16 protein-coding genes are annotated in these 15,819 nt (G+C 71.9%); 5 read left to right on the top strand and 11 right to left on the bottom strand.

The annotated features are described in order from the left end of the window. Nucleotides 1-182: 182 nt before the first annotated feature. Nucleotides 183-758 carry a CGNR zinc finger domain-containing protein gene (locus M8542_RS32770; protein ID WP_257924171.1) on the bottom strand — a complete coding sequence of 192 codons (576 nt, stop codon included), beginning with the start codon at nucleotides 756-758 and terminating at the stop codon, nucleotides 183-185. A gap of 105 nt (nucleotides 759-863) precedes the next feature. On the opposite strand from M8542_RS32770, the gene M8542_RS32765 reads away from it, so the two are divergent. Continuing rightward, nucleotides 864-1,721 (top strand): alpha/beta fold hydrolase, encoded by an 858-nt coding sequence (locus M8542_RS32765; RefSeq protein WP_257924170.1) that lies wholly within the window; start codon nucleotides 864-866, stop codon nucleotides 1,719-1,721. A 191-nt stretch (nucleotides 1,722-1,912) separates the two neighbouring features. Then, nucleotides 1,913-3,988: a PQQ-dependent sugar dehydrogenase gene (locus tag M8542_RS32760; RefSeq protein WP_257924169.1), complete on the top strand. Its 2,076-nt coding sequence runs from the start codon at nucleotides 1,913-1,915 to the stop codon at nucleotides 3,986-3,988. Nucleotides 3,989-4,427: 439 nt separating this feature from the next. Here M8542_RS32760 and M8542_RS32755 read toward each other — a convergent pair whose 3' ends face one another. From M8542_RS32755 to M8542_RS32730, 6 genes are all read right to left on the bottom strand, one after another. Then, nucleotides 4,428-4,637: a hypothetical protein gene (locus tag M8542_RS32755; protein ID WP_257924168.1), complete on the bottom strand. Its 210-nt coding sequence runs from the start codon at nucleotides 4,635-4,637 to the stop codon at nucleotides 4,428-4,430. Between the two features lie 24 nt (nucleotides 4,638-4,661). After that, on the bottom strand, nucleotides 4,662-5,063 hold the full coding sequence (locus M8542_RS32750) for a hypothetical protein (RefSeq protein WP_257924167.1): 402 nt from the start codon (nucleotides 5,061-5,063) through the stop codon (nucleotides 4,662-4,664). Beyond that, nucleotides 5,063-5,881 carry a heavy metal-binding domain-containing protein gene (locus M8542_RS32745; protein WP_257924166.1) on the bottom strand — a complete coding sequence of 273 codons (819 nt, stop codon included), beginning with the start codon at nucleotides 5,879-5,881 and terminating at the stop codon, nucleotides 5,063-5,065. Before M8542_RS32745 ends, M8542_RS32750 begins: the two co-directional genes overlap by 1 nt. A gap of 9 nt (nucleotides 5,882-5,890) precedes the next feature. Then, nucleotides 5,891-6,688: a heavy metal-binding domain-containing protein gene (locus M8542_RS32740; protein WP_257924165.1), complete on the bottom strand. Its 798-nt coding sequence runs from the start codon at nucleotides 6,686-6,688 to the stop codon at nucleotides 5,891-5,893. 235 nt (nucleotides 6,689-6,923) lie between these two features. Further along, nucleotides 6,924-7,628, bottom strand: a complete 705-nt coding sequence (locus M8542_RS32735; protein WP_257924164.1) for a heavy metal-binding domain-containing protein — start codon at nucleotides 7,626-7,628, stop codon at nucleotides 6,924-6,926. A 1-nt stretch (nucleotide 7,629) separates the two neighbouring features. Then, entirely contained in the window at nucleotides 7,630-8,652 is a 1,023-nt protein-coding gene (locus tag M8542_RS32730) for a PfkB family carbohydrate kinase (RefSeq protein WP_257924163.1), read from the bottom strand. A 113-nt stretch (nucleotides 8,653-8,765) separates the two neighbouring features. Between M8542_RS32730 and M8542_RS32725 the strand changes: the two genes are divergently transcribed. Together M8542_RS32725 and M8542_RS32720 are read left to right on the top strand one after the other, a co-directional pair. Next, nucleotides 8,766-9,509: a DeoR/GlpR family DNA-binding transcription regulator gene (locus M8542_RS32725; protein WP_257924162.1), complete on the top strand. Its 744-nt coding sequence runs from the start codon at nucleotides 8,766-8,768 to the stop codon at nucleotides 9,507-9,509. After that, nucleotides 9,506-10,786 (top strand): 6-phospho-beta-glucosidase, encoded by a 1,281-nt coding sequence (locus tag M8542_RS32720; RefSeq protein ID WP_257924161.1) that lies wholly within the window; start codon nucleotides 9,506-9,508, stop codon nucleotides 10,784-10,786. Before M8542_RS32725 ends, M8542_RS32720 begins: the two co-directional genes overlap by 4 nt. On the opposite strand, the gene M8542_RS32715 is transcribed toward M8542_RS32720, so the two are convergent. Next, nucleotides 10,783-11,508: a nucleotidyltransferase domain-containing protein gene (locus M8542_RS32715; RefSeq protein WP_257924160.1), complete on the bottom strand. Its 726-nt coding sequence runs from the start codon at nucleotides 11,506-11,508 to the stop codon at nucleotides 10,783-10,785. The genes M8542_RS32720 and M8542_RS32715 overlap by 4 nt on opposite strands. Before the next feature lie 10 nt (nucleotides 11,509-11,518). Next, a complete protein-coding gene (locus M8542_RS32710) occupies nucleotides 11,519-12,214 on the bottom strand; it encodes an SDR family NAD(P)-dependent oxidoreductase (RefSeq protein ID WP_257924299.1) in 696 nt (231 codons plus the stop codon). A 179-nt stretch (nucleotides 12,215-12,393) separates the two neighbouring features. Between M8542_RS32710 and kstD the strand changes: the two genes are divergently transcribed. Further along, nucleotides 12,394-14,118, top strand: coding sequence for a 3-oxosteroid 1-dehydrogenase (gene kstD / locus M8542_RS32705; protein WP_257924159.1), 1,725 nt, complete (start codon nucleotides 12,394-12,396; stop codon nucleotides 14,116-14,118). On the opposite strand, the gene M8542_RS32700 is transcribed toward kstD, so the two are convergent. Further along, the gene (locus M8542_RS32700; RefSeq protein ID WP_276587425.1) at nucleotides 14,115-15,143 is read right to left on the bottom strand and encodes an LLM class flavin-dependent oxidoreductase; all 1,029 of its coding nucleotides are present in this window, start codon (nucleotides 15,141-15,143) and stop codon (nucleotides 14,115-14,117) included. The two genes, kstD and M8542_RS32700, sit on opposite strands and share 4 nt — an antisense overlap. A gap of 245 nt (nucleotides 15,144-15,388) precedes the next feature. After that, the gene (locus M8542_RS32695) at nucleotides 15,389-15,760 is read right to left on the bottom strand and encodes an alpha/beta fold hydrolase (RefSeq protein ID WP_257924157.1); all 372 of its coding nucleotides are present in this window, start codon (nucleotides 15,758-15,760) and stop codon (nucleotides 15,389-15,391) included. Between the last annotated feature and the right edge of the window lie 59 nt (nucleotides 15,761-15,819).

The following is a 15,819-nucleotide window of genomic DNA, read 5'->3' as shown; positions in this document are numbered from 1 at the left end:
CGAGTTTCCGGCGAGCGGAACTGGCGGCCGGATGGACGGGTGTGGACGCGAGACCCCGAGTGCCGGCTATGAGAGTGAGGGGCAGCTTCGGCGGAAGGCGTGGCGGGATCGGCGGTGCGGATCGGGCCTTGGTGGGGCGTGGCGCGGCGAGCGTGGACCGGCGCGACCAGCGTGTCAACCGCTCAGCGAGGCCCCTCCGTGGCCCCCCGCTGCTCGACGACCAACCGCTGGTGCCGGGCCGCCCGAACTCGGTCTCCGCACGTCGTCGAGCACCAGCGGCGGCGGGCGTGCTCGCGGAAGAAGAACCGCACGCAACCATGGGCCTCGCACGGGCGCACCAGCCGACCGAGCTCGCCGGTCACCACCGTGATCGCGTCGCGGGCCAGGGATGCCAGTGCCTCCTCCGCGCTGCCCGGCCGGGTGCTGCGCCACTCGCGATGCGGCTGCGCGAGCCACGTCAGCTGAGGCGCCGCCGCGTCCGCGCGGGCCGTCGCGTTCACCGTCTCGACCGCCTTGGCCGCCGGTGTGCGGTCCTCCGCCGAGGCCGCCAGCACTTCGCGGATCGCGGCGCGGAGGTCCAGCAAGCCGGGCAGGTCGTCCGGGGTGAGCCGGGCCGGGGGGAGGTCGTGGCGGCGTAGCCACTCCGTTGCGTCGCCTGGCTCGGCGAGGTCGTCCACCTCGCCGGCGGGGCTCAGCCGGCGGGTGTTGACCAGCGCCAGCGCTGGTGAGCGCTCTTCGCCGGGTGCCGCAGTGACCACGTTCGCCTCCCAAGTGAGAGCTCCAGTCTTCCCGAGCCGTTGACAGTCTACGTCGTCTCATGGATAAATAGAAAAGTAAACATGAGACGCGAGAGGGAGACAGTCATGGTCGCCGTTCACCACCGGAGTGCCACCGTTGCCGGGCGCCGGCTCTTCTACCGGGAGGCCGGGCCCGCCGACGCGCCCACGATCGTCCTGCTCCACGGGTTCCCCACGAGCTCGCACATGTACCGGCACCTCATCCCGGCGCTGGCCGACCGCTACCACGTCGTCGCACCCGACTACCTCGGCTCGGGTGCCTCCGACGCTCCGTCCGTCGACGAGTTCACCTACACCTTCGACGCGCTCGCCGAGCTCACCCTCGGGCTGCTCGACCAGATCGGCCTCGGCCGCTTCGCGCTCTACATCCAGGACTTCGGCGCCCCCGTCGGCCTGCGCATCGCCGCCGGGAACCCCGAGCGGGTCACCGCGATCGTCACGCAGAACGGCAACGCCTACGTCGACGGGCTGGGCGCCGGGCTCCCGCAGAAGCTCGCCGCCGGCACGCTGACCGACGACGACCTGCGGGCCATGGTCACGCTCGAAGCGACCAAGGCGCAGTACCTCGACGGCGTGCCCGACCCGGCGCTCGTCAGCCCGGACGTCTGGATCCACGACCAGGCCCTGCTCGACCGCCCGGGTGGCGCGGAGATCCAGATGGCGCTGCTCGCCGACTACCACCACAACATCGGCCTCTACCCGAAGTTCCACGAGTACTTCCGCACCAGCCAGGTCCCGCTCCTGGCCGTCTGGGGCGCCAACGACGACATCTTCATCGCCGACGGCGCCCGCGCCTACGCCCGCGACCTGCCCGACGCCGAGATCCACCTGCTCGACTCCGGCCACTTCGCGCTGGAAAGCCACTTGGACGCCATCGCCGGGTACATCCGCGGCTTCCTCGGGCGAGTGAACCCGGCCCGGTGAGCGGGAAGCCGGTTGACCGCCCGGACGAGCCGCTCGTACGGTCTTCCCGAGACCGCCATGGCTCCCGGTCGGTCCCGGCCCCGGAGAACCTCGCCGTCGTCGTCAGGTATCCGCCTCTGCCTGCGCCGACGGGTCGTTCGCAGCACGGGCCCGGGAAGGCGTGACCGGAGCCGTACTCCGTGGAGGACGGAATGACCAGAGGCATCCGGGTTGGCTCCATCGCGCTCGTCGCGGGCACACTCGTCGCGGCAGCGCTCACCGCAGCAGGGCCGGCATCCGCCGCGGATCCGTTGCTGTCGCAAGGAAAACCGGTGACAGCGTCCTCGGCCGGCGGGTGCTGCCCGGCGCCGGACGCCGTCGACGGCGACTCGGCGACGCGGTGGGCCAGCGCGGCCGGTGTCGATCCACAATGGATCTACGTCGACCTCGGCGCGGCGGCGCACGTCAGCCGCGTCCGGCTGCAGTGGGACGCCTCGTGCGCGACGGCGTACGAAATAGACACTTCGAACGACCACGCCGCCTGGACGCGGATCTACTCGACCACCGCGGGCAAGGGCGGCGTCGAAGACCTGACCTCCCTCGACGGCACCGGCCGCTACGTGCGGGTCTACGGCACGAAACGCTGCCGCACCGACGCGTCGAAAGGCTACTCACTGCAGGAGTTCGGCGTCTACGGGTCGACCGGCGACGTCGTGCCGCCGTCACCGCCCGGCACGCCGACGCTCGTCGGGGTCACGCCCACCAGCGCGACCATCTCGTGGACCGCGGCCACCGACAACGAGGGCGTCACCGGCTACGACGTCTACCGCGACGGCCAGCTTTGCGCCAGCACCGCCGGCGCGCTGACGGCGACCTGCGGCAACCTCGGCCCTAACGGCACCTACGGCTTCTACGTCAACGCGCGGGACGCGGCCGGGAACGTCTCGCAGGCCAGCGGGACGCTCCCGGTGAAGACACCGCCGTCCGACGACCACACGCCGCCGTCGGCGCCGGCGGGTGTGCACACCACCGCCGTCAACAGCACTTCGATCGGGCTGGCGTGGACCGCGTCGACCGACGACGTCGGCGTCACCGGGTACCGGATCTTCAACGCCGGCACGCAGATCGGCACGGCCGACACGACCAGCACCACACTCGGCGGCCTGACCCCGAACACCGCCTACCACCTGCAGGTGCGGGCCGTGGACGGCAACGGCAACCTCAGCGAACCGAGCACCCCGGTCGTGGACGTCACGACGACCGGCGGGTCGAGCTGCACGCCGTCGCAGGGCGTCTGCGGCGCGACGCAGGTCGGCACCGACGACGACGTCGTGTGGGGCCTGGTCACCCTGCCCGACGGCACGATCCTCTACAACCAGCGCGACGCGCATGCGATCGTCCACCTGAACCCGAAGACCGGTGCGAAGAAGACGATCGGCACCGTGCCGAACGTGCAGAGCACCGACGGCGAAGGCGGTCTGACCGGCCTGGAGATCAACCCGGCGTCGTTCGGCTCCGACCACTGGCTCTACATCATGCACACCTCGCCGAACGACAACCGGATCGTGCGGATCAAGTACGACCCCGCCGCCGACTCGCTGACCACGAGCACCGAGCAGATCCTGGTGACCGGCATCGCCCGCAACAAGTTCCACAACGGCGGCCGGCTGCGCTTCAGCCCGGACGGCCGCTACCTGTTCGCCGGCACCGGCGACGCGCAGAACGGCGACAACGCGTCGAACACCAGCAGCCTCAACGGAAAGGTGCTGCGGATCGCCCCCGACGGCACGATCCCCGCGGACAACCCGTTCCACAACGCCGTGTGGAGCTACGGGCACCGGAACGTCCAAGGCCTGGCGTTCGACTCGCAGGGCCGGTTGTGGGAGCAGGAGTTCGGCAACAGCGTCATGGACGAGACGAACCTGATCGTGAAGGGCGGCAACTACGGCTGGCCGTCGTGCGAAGGAACGTCGGGTTCGTGCGGCACGGCGGGCTTCATCGCGCCGAAGAAGACGTACCCGGTGGCGCAGGGTTCGTGCAGCGGAATCACGATCATCCGCGACGCGCTGTACGTGGCGTGCCAGCGCGGGGCGCGCCTCTACCGAGCGGTGATCAGCGGCAGCTCGCTGACGAACTTCCAGACATTCTTCAACGGCACGTACGGCAGGCTCCGCACGGTGGAGCCGGCCCCGGACGGCCAGATGTGGCTGGCGACCAGCGTCGACGGCGACAAGGACAACACACCGCACAACAGCCACAACAAGATCCTGCGGGTGACGGTCGGCTGAGGGAAACCGTCGTACCCACGCCCTAGACTGAGCTTTGACGTTCGGGCGGTGCCGGCCGGCCCCTGTCGATCATCGTGCTGGTGTGGATGCGCACCGACCGGGTTCTGCACTGCCCGGTCGGTCCGCCGCCGCCCGGCACGCTGGGCAGGCCCCGCCGCCACGGCGACTAGTTTGCCTTCGGTGACCCGAACACCTGGGACGAGCCGGATGTCACCATCGACACCACGACCAGGCTCTGCGGTCCCGCGCTGATCCGGGCCCGGGATCGGCTGCACCCACGGCTGACCCACCGCAGCGCCTGGGCCGGCCACGACGGAGCCTTGCCGATCATCGAGGGCACCTGCGTCCACATCTCGCCTGTAACCCACGCCCTAGACTGTGCATTCGGGGGCCACTCGATCCGGCCCCCGATGCACAGTCCTTGTCCCGCAAGGACTTCTCAGCCGCCGAGCAGCCGCGAGAGCGCGTCGCGTGCTTTCGCGTCTTTCGACGCCAGCGTCGTCAGTTCCTGCGCGAGCGCCGCGAGCCAGTCGTCGACTGCGGCTTCCTTGCGGCTGATCACCACGCCGCGCACCACCTGGTGGATCTCCGCGGCCACTCCGCCGTGCTTGCCCGTGCTCAGCACCAGTACCCGGTCCGGGGTGGTCACCCGCCTTTGTCCCGCAAGGACTTCTCAGCCGCCGAGCAGCCGCGAGAGCGCGTCGCGTGCTTTCGCGTCCTTCGACGCCAACGTCGTCAGCTCCTGCGCCAGTGCCGCGAGCCAGTCGTCGACCGCGGCTTCCTTGCGGCTGATCACCACGCCGCGCACCACCTGGTGGATCTCCGCGGCCACTCCGCCGTGCTTGCCCGCGCTCAGCACCAGCACCCGGTCCGGGGTGGTCACCCGCACCGCGACCGCCTGGCCGTCGCGGCCCGCGACGCGGTCGGCGAACGTGCGCCGCCGGTCGACCTCGACCATGCCTGGCGGTAGAGCGCTGCCCAGCGTGTCGGACAGGACCCGGTGGTAGGACTCGACGTCCGCGCGGTCGGTGCGCAGCGCCGCGGCCACCAGGTGGAAGTCCAGCTCGCCGGCCATCAGTCGGTGAGGGGCAGCACGAGCTGCGGCTTGGCGATGTGGTGGTCGGCGCGCAGCGGCTTCACCGCGGTGCCGATCGCGAAGAACTCCGTCGTGTGCCCGCCCCAGCGGTGCGGCAGCGACAGCAGCTGCACCCCGACGATGCCTTCCGCCTCCAGCTGCTCGGCCTCGGCCTGCATGCGGGACATCGCCAGTTCACGCGCGTCGTACAGCGCTTCGGTGTACTGCGGGATCTCGACGTTCTGGCCGATGTTGCCCATCATCTGCCGGAACCGCTGGTGCGCGATGTGGTAGACGCACGTGCCCATCACCATGCCCAGCGGGGCGTAGCCGGCCTGCACCAGCGTCCAGAAGTCCTGTCCGGACAGGTCCGAGGTGAACGGCTTTCCCGTGTTGTTGCGCCATTCGCCGGGTTCGTCGGCCTTGACCGCGGTGCCGACGGCGATGAACTCGGCCAGGTCGCTGCCGAACTCCTTGAACTCGATCTCGAGCCGGACCGCGACGATGCCGTCCGCGCCCAGGATGTCCGCCTCGGCCTCCATGCGCGACATCGCCAGCTCGCGGGCGTGGTACATCGCCTGGGAAAGCCGGTCCATCTCCTGGTTCTTGCTCCAGCGGCCCATCTGGAAACCGACGTGGTAGATGCTCGAGCCGAGCACCAGCCCCAGCGGGCGGAACCCGGCTTCGCGCACGAGGAGGAACTCGTTGACGCTCAGGTCCGAGGTGAACAGGCTGGTCTTCTGGCCCGGTTTCATCTCGGCGAGCCGGCGCATCGCATCCTCGGGGATGTGCTGCGCGGCGGGGTCCGCGGTGGTCACGAAGCCTCCTCAGGAACGGTTCAACGGCAGGATCTTGAGCGCGCTGGTCGGCGCCGCGCGGCCGGTGTGGAACTGGGCGATCGCGGTGCCGGTCACGCTGGCGATGCCGACCACCGCGCGTTCCTGCACCGGCCACGTCCGCAGCCGCAGGTCGGAGACGATGCCGCCGTCGGCGCCGCTGTCGCGGATGGCGCGGGCGAACTCCGCGCGGGCCGCGGCCCGGACTTCGTTGACGACCTTCGTCGGGGCGTCGACTTCGGCGTTCCCCGCCCACGTGCTGGTCTGGTACTGCATGGAGTAGTCGTATTCGGCGCGGGCGGCGACACCGACCGCGACCCGCACCGGCACCCAGCCCGCCTGCATCAGCTTGCCGACGTCCTGGCCCGGCAGGTCGGTGGTGAACAGCCGCCGCGGGCGTTGCGTGGTCTCGGCGCGGACAGCGGTGCCGAGCGCGACGAGCTCCTGCAGCACGCCGTCGAGCGAGGTGATCGTGAACTCGATGCCGAGCACGCCGTCGGCGCCCAGCCCGGTCGCTTCCTGCGACAGCCGGTCGAGCGCGGTCGCGTAGCCGTCGCGGAGCATGTCCGCCGTCTGCCGGACCTGGTCACCGGCCCACTGGGCCAGGGCGCCGAAGCCGATCTGCTGCACCACGCAGCCCATGACCTCGCCGACGGCGGTGAAGCCGGCCACCTCGGCGCCGACCGCGCCCGGCACGCTCAGCAGCGAGGTCTTCAGCCCGGACCGGCCGAAGCGGTCGACGCGCGCCTGCGCGACCGGCGGCAGGCCGCGACCGTCCCACTCGGGCACTGGCGGACCTCCTTAGGCCGGATCTCGCCTCCATCGTGGCACGAATCCCCGGCGGCGGGCGGTGGGTGCGGCCGATCAACGGGTATGTCCGGAAGGTCCGGTCGAGGTGGCGACAGGGGCGGGGGGAGCGGCGGCGCGGGGCGCGGGAACAGAGCATGGGGCCGGGATGCGTGGGCGCGGGTTGGGGGGGCCAGGCTGCGATGTCGACCGCCGAACGCGCGAAACCCCGACCAGATCACTCATCCGACAGCGGCAGCACCGCGCCCGCCACCCCACGCCTCGCACCAGCACCCACCTGAGCCACCGCCGTGCCGAACACGCTCGTCACCGCCCCCACTCCTGTCGGCCCCAGGCGCCACGCCCGCAACGTCGTCGACGTCACCAACCCGCCGTCCGCTCCCGACGCCGCCACCGCCCCCGTGAACTCCGCCCGCGCGCCCGCCCGCACCCGCGTCACCAGCTCCGTCGGCGCCCGCACCTCCTCGCCCGGCCGGTCCCTCATCGCGATGTCGTACGTCGTCCCGCCGTCGATGCCGATCGCCACCGTCACCGGGACCCAGCCCGCGTACAGCAGCTTCGCCACGTCCGGGCCCGGCAACCCCGTCGTGAACGGCCGCGCCGGGCGGACGCCGCGCTCCGCCCGGACTGCCGTGCCCAAGACCGTGAACTCGCGGACCGTCGCACTCACCCGCGTCACCGTGCAGGCGATCGCCAGCACGCCGTCCGCGCCGAGGGCCGATGCCTCCGCGCGCAAGCGGTCCAACGCCGTCGCGTAGCCGTGGCGCAGGCCCGAAGTCAGCTCCTCGGAACGCGCCACCACGCAGCCCATCACCTCGCCGATCGGACGCAGGCCCACCGCCTCCGCGCCCACCGCGCCCGGCGCCGACAACAACGACGTCCGCAGCCCGGACTCCGCGTACCGGCCCGCCCGCGGGTGCACCTCAGCGCCAGCTGTCGTCGCCGAAACCGAGGGTCACCGGGCCCCGGCGGATGTCCGCCACCGTCTCCGACGGCAGGACGTCGTCGAGGAACGCGTACTCCCGCGACCGGGTGCGGGTGTGCCACTGCGCGATCTCGTGCCAGCCCGGCGCCGCCAGCGCGCCGCCGAAGTGCTGGACCGACAACGCCGCCGTCAGGCACGCGAACCGCAGCCGTTCGGCCAGCGGCCAGCCGGTCAGGGTGGCCGCGACGAACCCGGCGCCGAAGACGTCGCCCGCGCCCGTCGCGTCCAGCACGTCGACCGGGAGCGCCGGGACGTCCGCCGTCTCGCCCGTGGTGCCGTCCACCGCGAGCACACCCGCGCCGCCGCGGGTGATCACCGCGATCGGGACGAGGTCGGCGAGCTTCGCCAGCGCCGCTTCGGCCGTGTCCGTGCGCGTGTACGCCATCGCTTCGACGTCGTTGGGCAGGAACGCGTGGCAGCACCCCAGCTGGTCGAGCAGCGCCGCCGACCACGCCTCCGACGGGTCCCAGCCGACGTCGGCGAAGACCAGGCTGCCCGACTGGTGTGCCGTGTGGACCCACTCGGCGGTGTCGAGGCCGATGTGCGCGACGGTCGCGAGGCTCGGTGGCGGCGAACCGGCCAGCTCCGCCACCGGGACGGGCGGCGGGTGCCCGTGCGTGACCATCGCCCGGTCACCCGCGTAGGCCAGCGAAACCGTGACCGGCGAATGCCACTCCGGGAACTGCCGCGACCGCGACAGGTCGATGTGCTCTTGCCGCGAAAGCACGTCCCAGCAGTAGTTCCCGTAGACGTCGGCGCCGAACGCGGCCGCCAGCGACGTCCGCAGGCCGAGCCGGCTGAGCGCGACGGCGAAGTTCGCGATCCCGCCCGGGCCGGAGCCCATGCCGCCCGTCCACACCTCCGTGCCCGGCGCCGGAGGTTCGAGCCCGGTGAACACCAGGTCGAAGAACAGCAGGCCGGACAGGAAGACATCGATGTCGGGTGCGGGCTCGGCCGGCACGGGCGCCTCCAGCGATCGAGGATGCGCACGAGCGTGCTTCAGCCGCGCGGAATGCGCAAGAGACGCGCAAACTCGATCGCCGGCTGAGCGGGTTTGACTGCTATCGTCCCCGCATGCTGCCCCAGCGTCGCCACGAGCTGATCCTGCGGGCTCTCCGCGCGGAGGGCCCGGCGCCGGTCGGGGTGCTGGCCGAGCGGCTCGGCGTCAGCCAGGCCACGGTGCGCCGCGACCTCGGGCAGCTCGGCCGCGAAGGCCGGCTGACCCGCGTCTACGGCGGGGCGATGGCGGCCGGCGAGGAGCCGATCCCGCGAGTGGCCGCCGAGCGGGCCGACGAGAAGGAAGCCGTCGCCCGGCGCGCGGCGGACCTGGTCGCCGACGGCGACACCGTGCTCCTCGACATCGGCACCACCGCGCACCGGCTCGCGCGGCACCTGCGTGACCGCGCGCTGACCGTGCTCACCAGCAGCCTCACCGTCTACGAAGAGCTCAAGGACGCCGAAGACGTCCGGCTCGTCCTGCTCGGCGGCGTGGTCCGGCGCAGCTATCACTCGATGGTGGGATTCCTGACGGAGGACGCGCTGCGCCAGGTGCACGCCGACACTGTCTTCCTCGGCGCCAGCGGCGTCCGCGGCGACGGCCAGGTGATGGACTCGACCGGTGTCGAAGTGCCGGTCAAGCGCGCGATGGTCGCCGCGGGAGACCGCGTGGTGCTGCTCGCCGACGCCGGCAAGTTCCCCGGCACCGGGCTGGCCCGGGTCTGCGGGCCCGACGCGCTCGACATGGTCGTCACCAGCGCGGGCGCCGACGAGCCGACGTGCGCGGTCTTGGCCGAAGCCGGGGTCGAGGTGCTGCGGTGAAGCTCGCGATCCTCGGTGGCGGCGGGTTTCGCGTGCCGCTCGTGCACGGCGCGCTGCTGGGCGGCAGCGGCGTCACCGAGCTGGTCCTGCACGACGTCGACGCCGGGCGGCTCGCCGCGATCGAGCGGGTCCTCGCCGAACAGGCCGCCGGAGTGGCAGCCGCGCCGCGCGTGCGCACCACCACCGACCTGGCCACCGCACTGTCCGATGTGGACTTCGTGTTCTCCGCGATTCGCGTCGGCGGCCTGCGTGGGCGCCGGCTCGACGAGCAGCTCGCGCACGCGGAAGGCGTGCTGGGGCAGGAAACCGTCGGCGCGGGCGGGATCGCCTACGGGCTGCGGACGGTCCCGGTGGCCGTCGAGCTGGCGTGCGCGATCAACGAGCTGGCGCCGCGTGCCTGGGTCATCAACTTCACCAACCCCGCCGGGATGGTCACCGAAGCCATGGGCGCGCACCTCGGCGGCCGTGTCATCGGCATCTGCGACTCGCCGGTGGGGCTGTGCCGCCGGGTCGCGCGGGCGCTCGGGGCCGACCCGGCGACGGCGTGGTTCGACTACGCGGGCCTCAACCACCTCGGCTGGTTGCGCGCGGTGCGCGTCGGCGGGGAAGACGTCCTGCCGGAGCTGCTCGCCGACACCGTCGCGCTGGAGTCCTTCGAGGAGGGCAAGCTCTTCGGCGCGGACTGGCTGCGCGTCCTCGGCGCGCTGCCCAACGAATACCTGCACTATTACTACTTCGCGCGCGAGGCCGTGGGGGAGCACTCGCGTGGCGCGCAACTACTGGAGCAGCAACACGGCTTCTACGCGGAGCCTTCGTTGGCGTCGTGGGAACGCACGCGTCTGGAGCGCGAAGCGACGTACATGGCCGAAACGCGCGAAGGAGAGCGTGACGATCTCGAGGGTGGCGGCTACGAGAAGGTCGCCCTGGCGCTCATGCGCGCGGTCGCGTACGGCGAACGCACGACGTTGATCCTCAACGTCCGCAACGGATCCGCGCTGCCCGGCGTGCCGGCCGACGCGGTCGTCGAAGTGCCGTGCGTCGTCGACGCGAACGGCGCCCGCCCGCTCGCCGCCGATCCGCTGCCGGACCACGCGCTGGGCCTGGTGACCGCGGTCAAGGCCGTCGAGCGGGCGACGATCGAAGCCGCGACGACCGGGTCACGCGCGGCGGCGCTGCGGGCGTTCGCGCTGCACCCGCTGGTCGGCTCGGTGCCAGTGGCGCGTCGGCTGCTCGACGCCTATGCCGCCGCGCACCCGGAACTCGCTTACCTGGCTTAGGAAAGCTCGCGCAGCAACGGCGCCAAGCGCCTCGCCAGGTCGCCGTCGACGTGCTCGATCTCCCCGATGAACAGCTCGGTGACGGCGTGGAAGGCCCGTGCGGCGTCTTCGAGGCCACGCACCAGCGTCGCTTCGTACGGCGCGGTCACCGACGCGGGCAGCCGGTCGAGCCCGCGCCCCTCGACCGCGGGCAGCCCGTGCCGCAGGCAAGCCAGCGCCAGCGCGTGCTCCCGGACCCGGCCGATCATGTACTCGGCCTGCCAGCCGCGACCGCGTTCGATGCTCGAGCGCGCGTGCAACGCGTGCAGCCAGGCCAGGTCGATCAGCCGCCGCGGCTCGGGCGGCGGCGTCCGCGGCCGGTCCTGGGCCGTGCCGAACAGCAGCCGGAACTTCGGCGTCGTCGCGCCGAAGTCCGCCGCCGGCCAGAACGCCAGGTCCACCTGGAGCGTGTTCGCCAGCAGGAAGACGCGGAACACCGTCCGCTCGAACACGACGTCCATGTGGTGCACGGCGCCGTGCTCGCCGTACATCCGTGTGGTGAAGTCCGCGAGCACCGCCGCCGGCTCACCGGCGACGGCGAACGCGAGATCGATGTCCGACCACGCGTCCTCGGCGTCGAGCGCGGCCGAGCCGGTGAGCGCGGCGCCGGTGACGCGCTCGTCCGACCGGGCCGCCTCGACCAGGGCTTCGCGAAGTGCTTGCCGTTCCCCCGGGGTGTACATGATCCCCAGGCTAGACCGCCGCCATCGCGTTGAACTCCGCTTCCGCCTCGCCGCGCTCGACGTACATCGACCACGCCTGGTCGGCGATGTCGTCCGGGTTCAGCGTGCCCACCGTGAACCCGAGGTCCCGGGTGGTGAAGTCCCGGTGGATGTCACCGCGCTCGATGAGGCCGCCGACGGTCAGGATCCCCGCGTGGACACCGGTTTCGCGCAGGGCCGCGTCGAGCGTCAGGACGTACATGCGCAGTGCCGCCGAGGCCGGGGCGAGGCTCCCGAGCACCGGCATCGGGTGCTTGCCGCTCAACCCGCCGGCGAACAGCAGCGTGCCGGAACCGCGCTCGAGCATGCCCGGCAGCACGGCTTCGACGAGCCGGGCGGCCGGGAGCACGGCGGCTTCGAACGGGGCGAGCAGGTCCCCGGCGCCGGACTCGGGCAGCGGCTTGAGGTTCACCGCGACGGCCGGGCCGAAGTAGACCGTGTCGATCTCGCCGGCTTCGGCCGTGATGCGGTCGAGGACCGCGTCGAGCTGGGCGGGGTCGGTCAGGTCGGCGGTGTAGGTGTGCGCGGTGCCCTCCGGCAGGGACTCCCGGTAGCGCGCGTGGCGGGTGTCGGTGCGCGACACGAGCGCGGTCGTGAAGCCTTCGCGGGCGAAGCGCTGGGCGATCGACAGGCCCAGCCCCGGCCCGACCCCCAGGACGGCGATCACTTCGGACAATGGTCCTCCTTCAGTTAACTTGAGACTCAGCTCAAGTTAGCCAGAACATGAGGGTCTCGTCAACTTGGTGCGGCGAATGTCGTCATGGGTTCGGACCAGTGGCCTACCGGGCTGCTCCAAGCGGGTAGAACATGTTCCAGTTTCGCGAGCCTGCCGACACGATGTGCGCCATGGATGCCGACCTGACCCGCCGCCAGCTCCTGCGCGGCACCGCGGCGGGCGTGGGCCTCGCCGTGACGTCCGGGCTCGCGAACGCCGCGAACGCTTCGACCGTGGGGGAGTACGACGTCGTCGTGGTCGGCTCCGGCGCGGCGGGCATGACCGCCGCGTTGACCGCGGCCAAGCGCGGATTGAGTGTCGTCGTGCTCGAAAAGGCGCCGACGTTCGGCGGATCCGCGGCGCGATCGGGCGCCGGGATCTGGATCCCGAATAACCCGGTGCTGCTGGCCGCCGGCGTGCCGGACACCCCGGCGAAGGCCGCGCAGTACCTCGCCGCGGTCGTCGGGCCGGACGTGCCGGCCGAGCGGCAGAACGCGTTCTTGCGCAACGGGCCGGAGATGATCGCGTTCGTCATGGCGAACAGCCCGCTGCGCTTCCGCTGGATGGAGGGCTACAGCGACTACTACCCGGAGCTGCCGGGCGGGTTGCCGAACGGCCGCTCGATCGAGCCGGACCAGTTCGACGGGAACCTCCTCGGCGCGGAGCTGGCCAACCTCAACCCGGCGTACCTCGCGACGCCGCCCGGGCTGGTCGTGTTCAGCGCCGACTACAAGTGGCTCAACCTGGCCGCGGTGAACGCGAAGGGCGCCGCGGTCGCCGCCGCGTGCCTCGCCCGCGGCACGGCCGCCGCGCTCGCCGGGCAGAAGCCGCTCACCATGGGCCAGTCGCTCGCCGCCGGCCTGCGCGTCGGGCTGCTGCGGGCGAACGTCCCGGTGCTGCTGAACACGCCGTTGCTCGACCTGAACGTCGAAAACGGTGCGGTGACCGGGGTTGTGACGCCGACCGGGCTGGTGCGGGCGCGGCGCGGCGTGATCGTTGGCTCCGGAGGGTTCGAGCACAACGCGGCGATGCGCGCGCAGTACCAGCGGCAGCCGATCGGCACCGACTGGACCGTCGGGGCCAAGGAGAACACCGGTGACGGCCACCGCGCGGGACAGCGGGCGGGCGCCGCGCTCGACCTGATGGAGGACGCGTGGTGGGGCCCGGCCATCCCGATCCCCGGTGACCCGTACTTCTGCCTGGCGGAGCGGACCCTGCCCGGCGGGCTGATCGTCAACCAGGCCGGTAAGCGGTTCGTCAACGAAGCCGCGCCCTACAGCGACGTCGTGCACGTGATGTACGACAAGAACCCGACCGCGCCCGACATCCCGGCGTGGCTGGTCGTCGACCAGAGCTACCGCAACAAGTACCTGTTCCGCGACACGCTGCCGCTGCTGCCGTTGCCGGACGCCTGGTACGCGGCCGGCGCGGTCGTCAAGGCATCGAGCATCCAGGCGCTCGGCTCGGCGATCGGTGTGCCGCCCGCCGCGTTGAAGTCCACTGTGGACCGATTCAACGGTTTCGCGTGGTCCGGGGTGGACGGTGACTTCCGGCGTGGCGCCAGCGCGTACGACCACTACTACACCGACCCGCTGGTGCTGCCGAACTCCTGCCTCGCGCCGCTGTGGGCGCCGCCGTTCTACGCCTTCAAGATCGTGCCCGGCGACCTGGGCACGAAGGGCGGCATGCGCACCGACGCCCGGGCGCGCGTGCTCCGCCCGGACGGCTCGGTGATCCCCGGTCTGTACGCGGCCGGCAACGCGAGCGCGGCGGTGATGGGGCACAGCTACGCGGGCGCCGGCTCGACCATCGGCCCGGCGATGACGTTCGGCTTCGTCGCCGGGAACGACGTCTAGAACTCCTTTTCCACCACCGGGAGGACCTCGGTGCCGAGCAGCTCGATGGCCCGCATGACGTCCTTGTGCGGCACGCCGGACCAGTCCATCTGCATTGCGTAGCGGTCGGCGCCGGTGAGCTTGCCGATCTCGATGATCCGCCCGGCGATCTCCTGCGGGCTGCCGACGAACAACGCCTGCGCGTCCTGGGTGTAGGCGTCGTACTCGGCGCGGGTCGGGACCGCCCAGCCGCGGGCCTGCGCGCCGTACTTCATCGTCTCGAGCCAGTACGGGTAGAAGGTTTCCTTGGCGTCCTGGGACTTCTCGGCGATGAAGCCGATGGCGCCCATGGTGACGTGCAGGTCTTCCTTCGCCTGGTTGCCCGCTTCGGCGGCTTGGCGGTAGAGGTCGACGAGCGGGGCGAAGCGTTCGGGGCGGCCGCCGATCACGGCGTACACCACCGGCAGGCCGAGCAGCCCGGCGCGGATCGACGACTCGGGGTTGCCACCGGTGCCGATCGAGATGCGCAGGCGCCGGCCGTACGGGCGCGGCAGGATCCGCGCGTCCTCCAGCGGCGGCCGGAACTTGCCGGACCAGGTCAGCGGGTCGTCGCGGTCGATGTGCAGCAGGAGGGCGAGCTTCTCGTCGAACAGCTCGTCGTAGTCGCCGAGGTCATGGCCGAACAGCGGGAACGACTCGGTGAACGACCCGCGGCCGGCGAGCAGCTCGGCGCGGCCGTGGCTGAGCTGGTCGAGCGTCGTGAACTGCTGGTAGACGCGGACCGGGTCCTCGGTGCTCAGCACGGTCACCGCCGAGCTGAGGGTGATCTGGTTCGTGCTGCTCGCCGCGGCGGCCAGCACCGTGCCCGGGCTGGAGATGGCGTACTGGTCGAGGTGGTGCTCGCCGAGGCCGTAGAAGCCGAGGCCCAGCTCGTCGGCGAGCTTGATCCGCTCGAGGGTGTTGGCCAGCGTCTGCGCCACGGACAGCTGTTCGCCGGTGCGCGGGTCCGGCGCGCGGTCACCGAAGCTGTAGATGCCGAGTTTCATAGAGCGTTCAACTATCTGGCGGCCGGATTCGTTCCCGCCGGTCAGGGCCGCGCCCACCCGGCGGGCCGTCCGGACCGGGGCCTCCCGGGGCGGGAAGTGTCCGACGTCATCGAACACCACCCGCTCGTACCGCTCGGCGAAGAGGTGGTTCTTGCCCTCGCTCGCCGACGGCGGGTGGCCGGCGTCCCGCGCGCCCGGGACGCGGACCTCGCTTTCTTCGTCGCCTGAGCGGTGGAGACCGCGGGTCAGTCGTCGTTGTCCCACGCGGCCGCGGTCCGGTCGAAGGTGTCGTCGGCGAACTCCCAGCCCGGCGACCAGGTCGTCCACAGGTGCCGCGCGTTGGCGCGGCGGCCGCCGTCCAGCGCGTCGTGGTCCAGCGGGGGACCGGCCGAGCCGTGGCCTGCCGACATCGCGACCAGGTGCGAGACGCGCTCGGGGAACCGCGAGCCGACGGCGTACCCGGCCCGCGCGCCCCAGTCGTGCCCCGCGACGACGACGTCGGTGAGGTCGAGCGCGTCGAGGAAGTCCCGCAGGTCCCGGCCGAGCGGGGCGTCGCGGGGCTGGTCCGGGTCGCGGAACGTCGTCGGGCCGAAGCCGCGCAGGTACGGGCGGAACACCCGGACAGCAGTGCGGGTCGTCCGGCCAGCCGTGGACCGCGACCAGGGGCCGTCCGTTC

Source organism: Amycolatopsis iheyensis (assembly GCF_024703995.1).
Lineage (GTDB): Bacteria > Actinomycetota > Actinomycetes > Mycobacteriales > Pseudonocardiaceae > Amycolatopsis > Amycolatopsis iheyensis.
Note: the sequence above shows the minus strand (reverse complement) of the source record. Positions and strands in the feature narration are given on the sequence as shown.

Coding starts and splice junctions, on each gene's coding strand:
- M8542_RS32765 (WP_257924170.1), top strand. CDS start 864: ATGGTCGCCGTTCACCACCGGAGTGCCACCGTTGCCGGGCGCCGGCTC.
- M8542_RS32760 (WP_257924169.1), top strand. CDS start 1,913: ATGACCAGAGGCATCCGGGTTGGCTCCATCGCGCTCGTCGCGGGCACA.
- M8542_RS32750 (WP_257924167.1), bottom strand. CDS start 5,063: ATGGCCGGCGAGCTGGACTTCCACCTGGTGGCCGCGGCGCTGCGCACC.
- M8542_RS32725 (WP_257924162.1), top strand. CDS start 8,766: ATGCTGCCCCAGCGTCGCCACGAGCTGATCCTGCGGGCTCTCCGCGCG.
- M8542_RS32715 (WP_257924160.1), bottom strand. CDS start 11,508: ATGTACACCCCGGGGGAACGGCAAGCACTTCGCGAAGCCCTGGTCGAG.
- kstD (WP_257924159.1), top strand. CDS start 12,394: ATGGATGCCGACCTGACCCGCCGCCAGCTCCTGCGCGGCACCGCGGCG.
- M8542_RS32700 (WP_276587425.1), bottom strand. CDS start 15,143: ATGAAACTCGGCATCTACAGCTTCGGTGACCGCGCGCCGGACCCGCGC.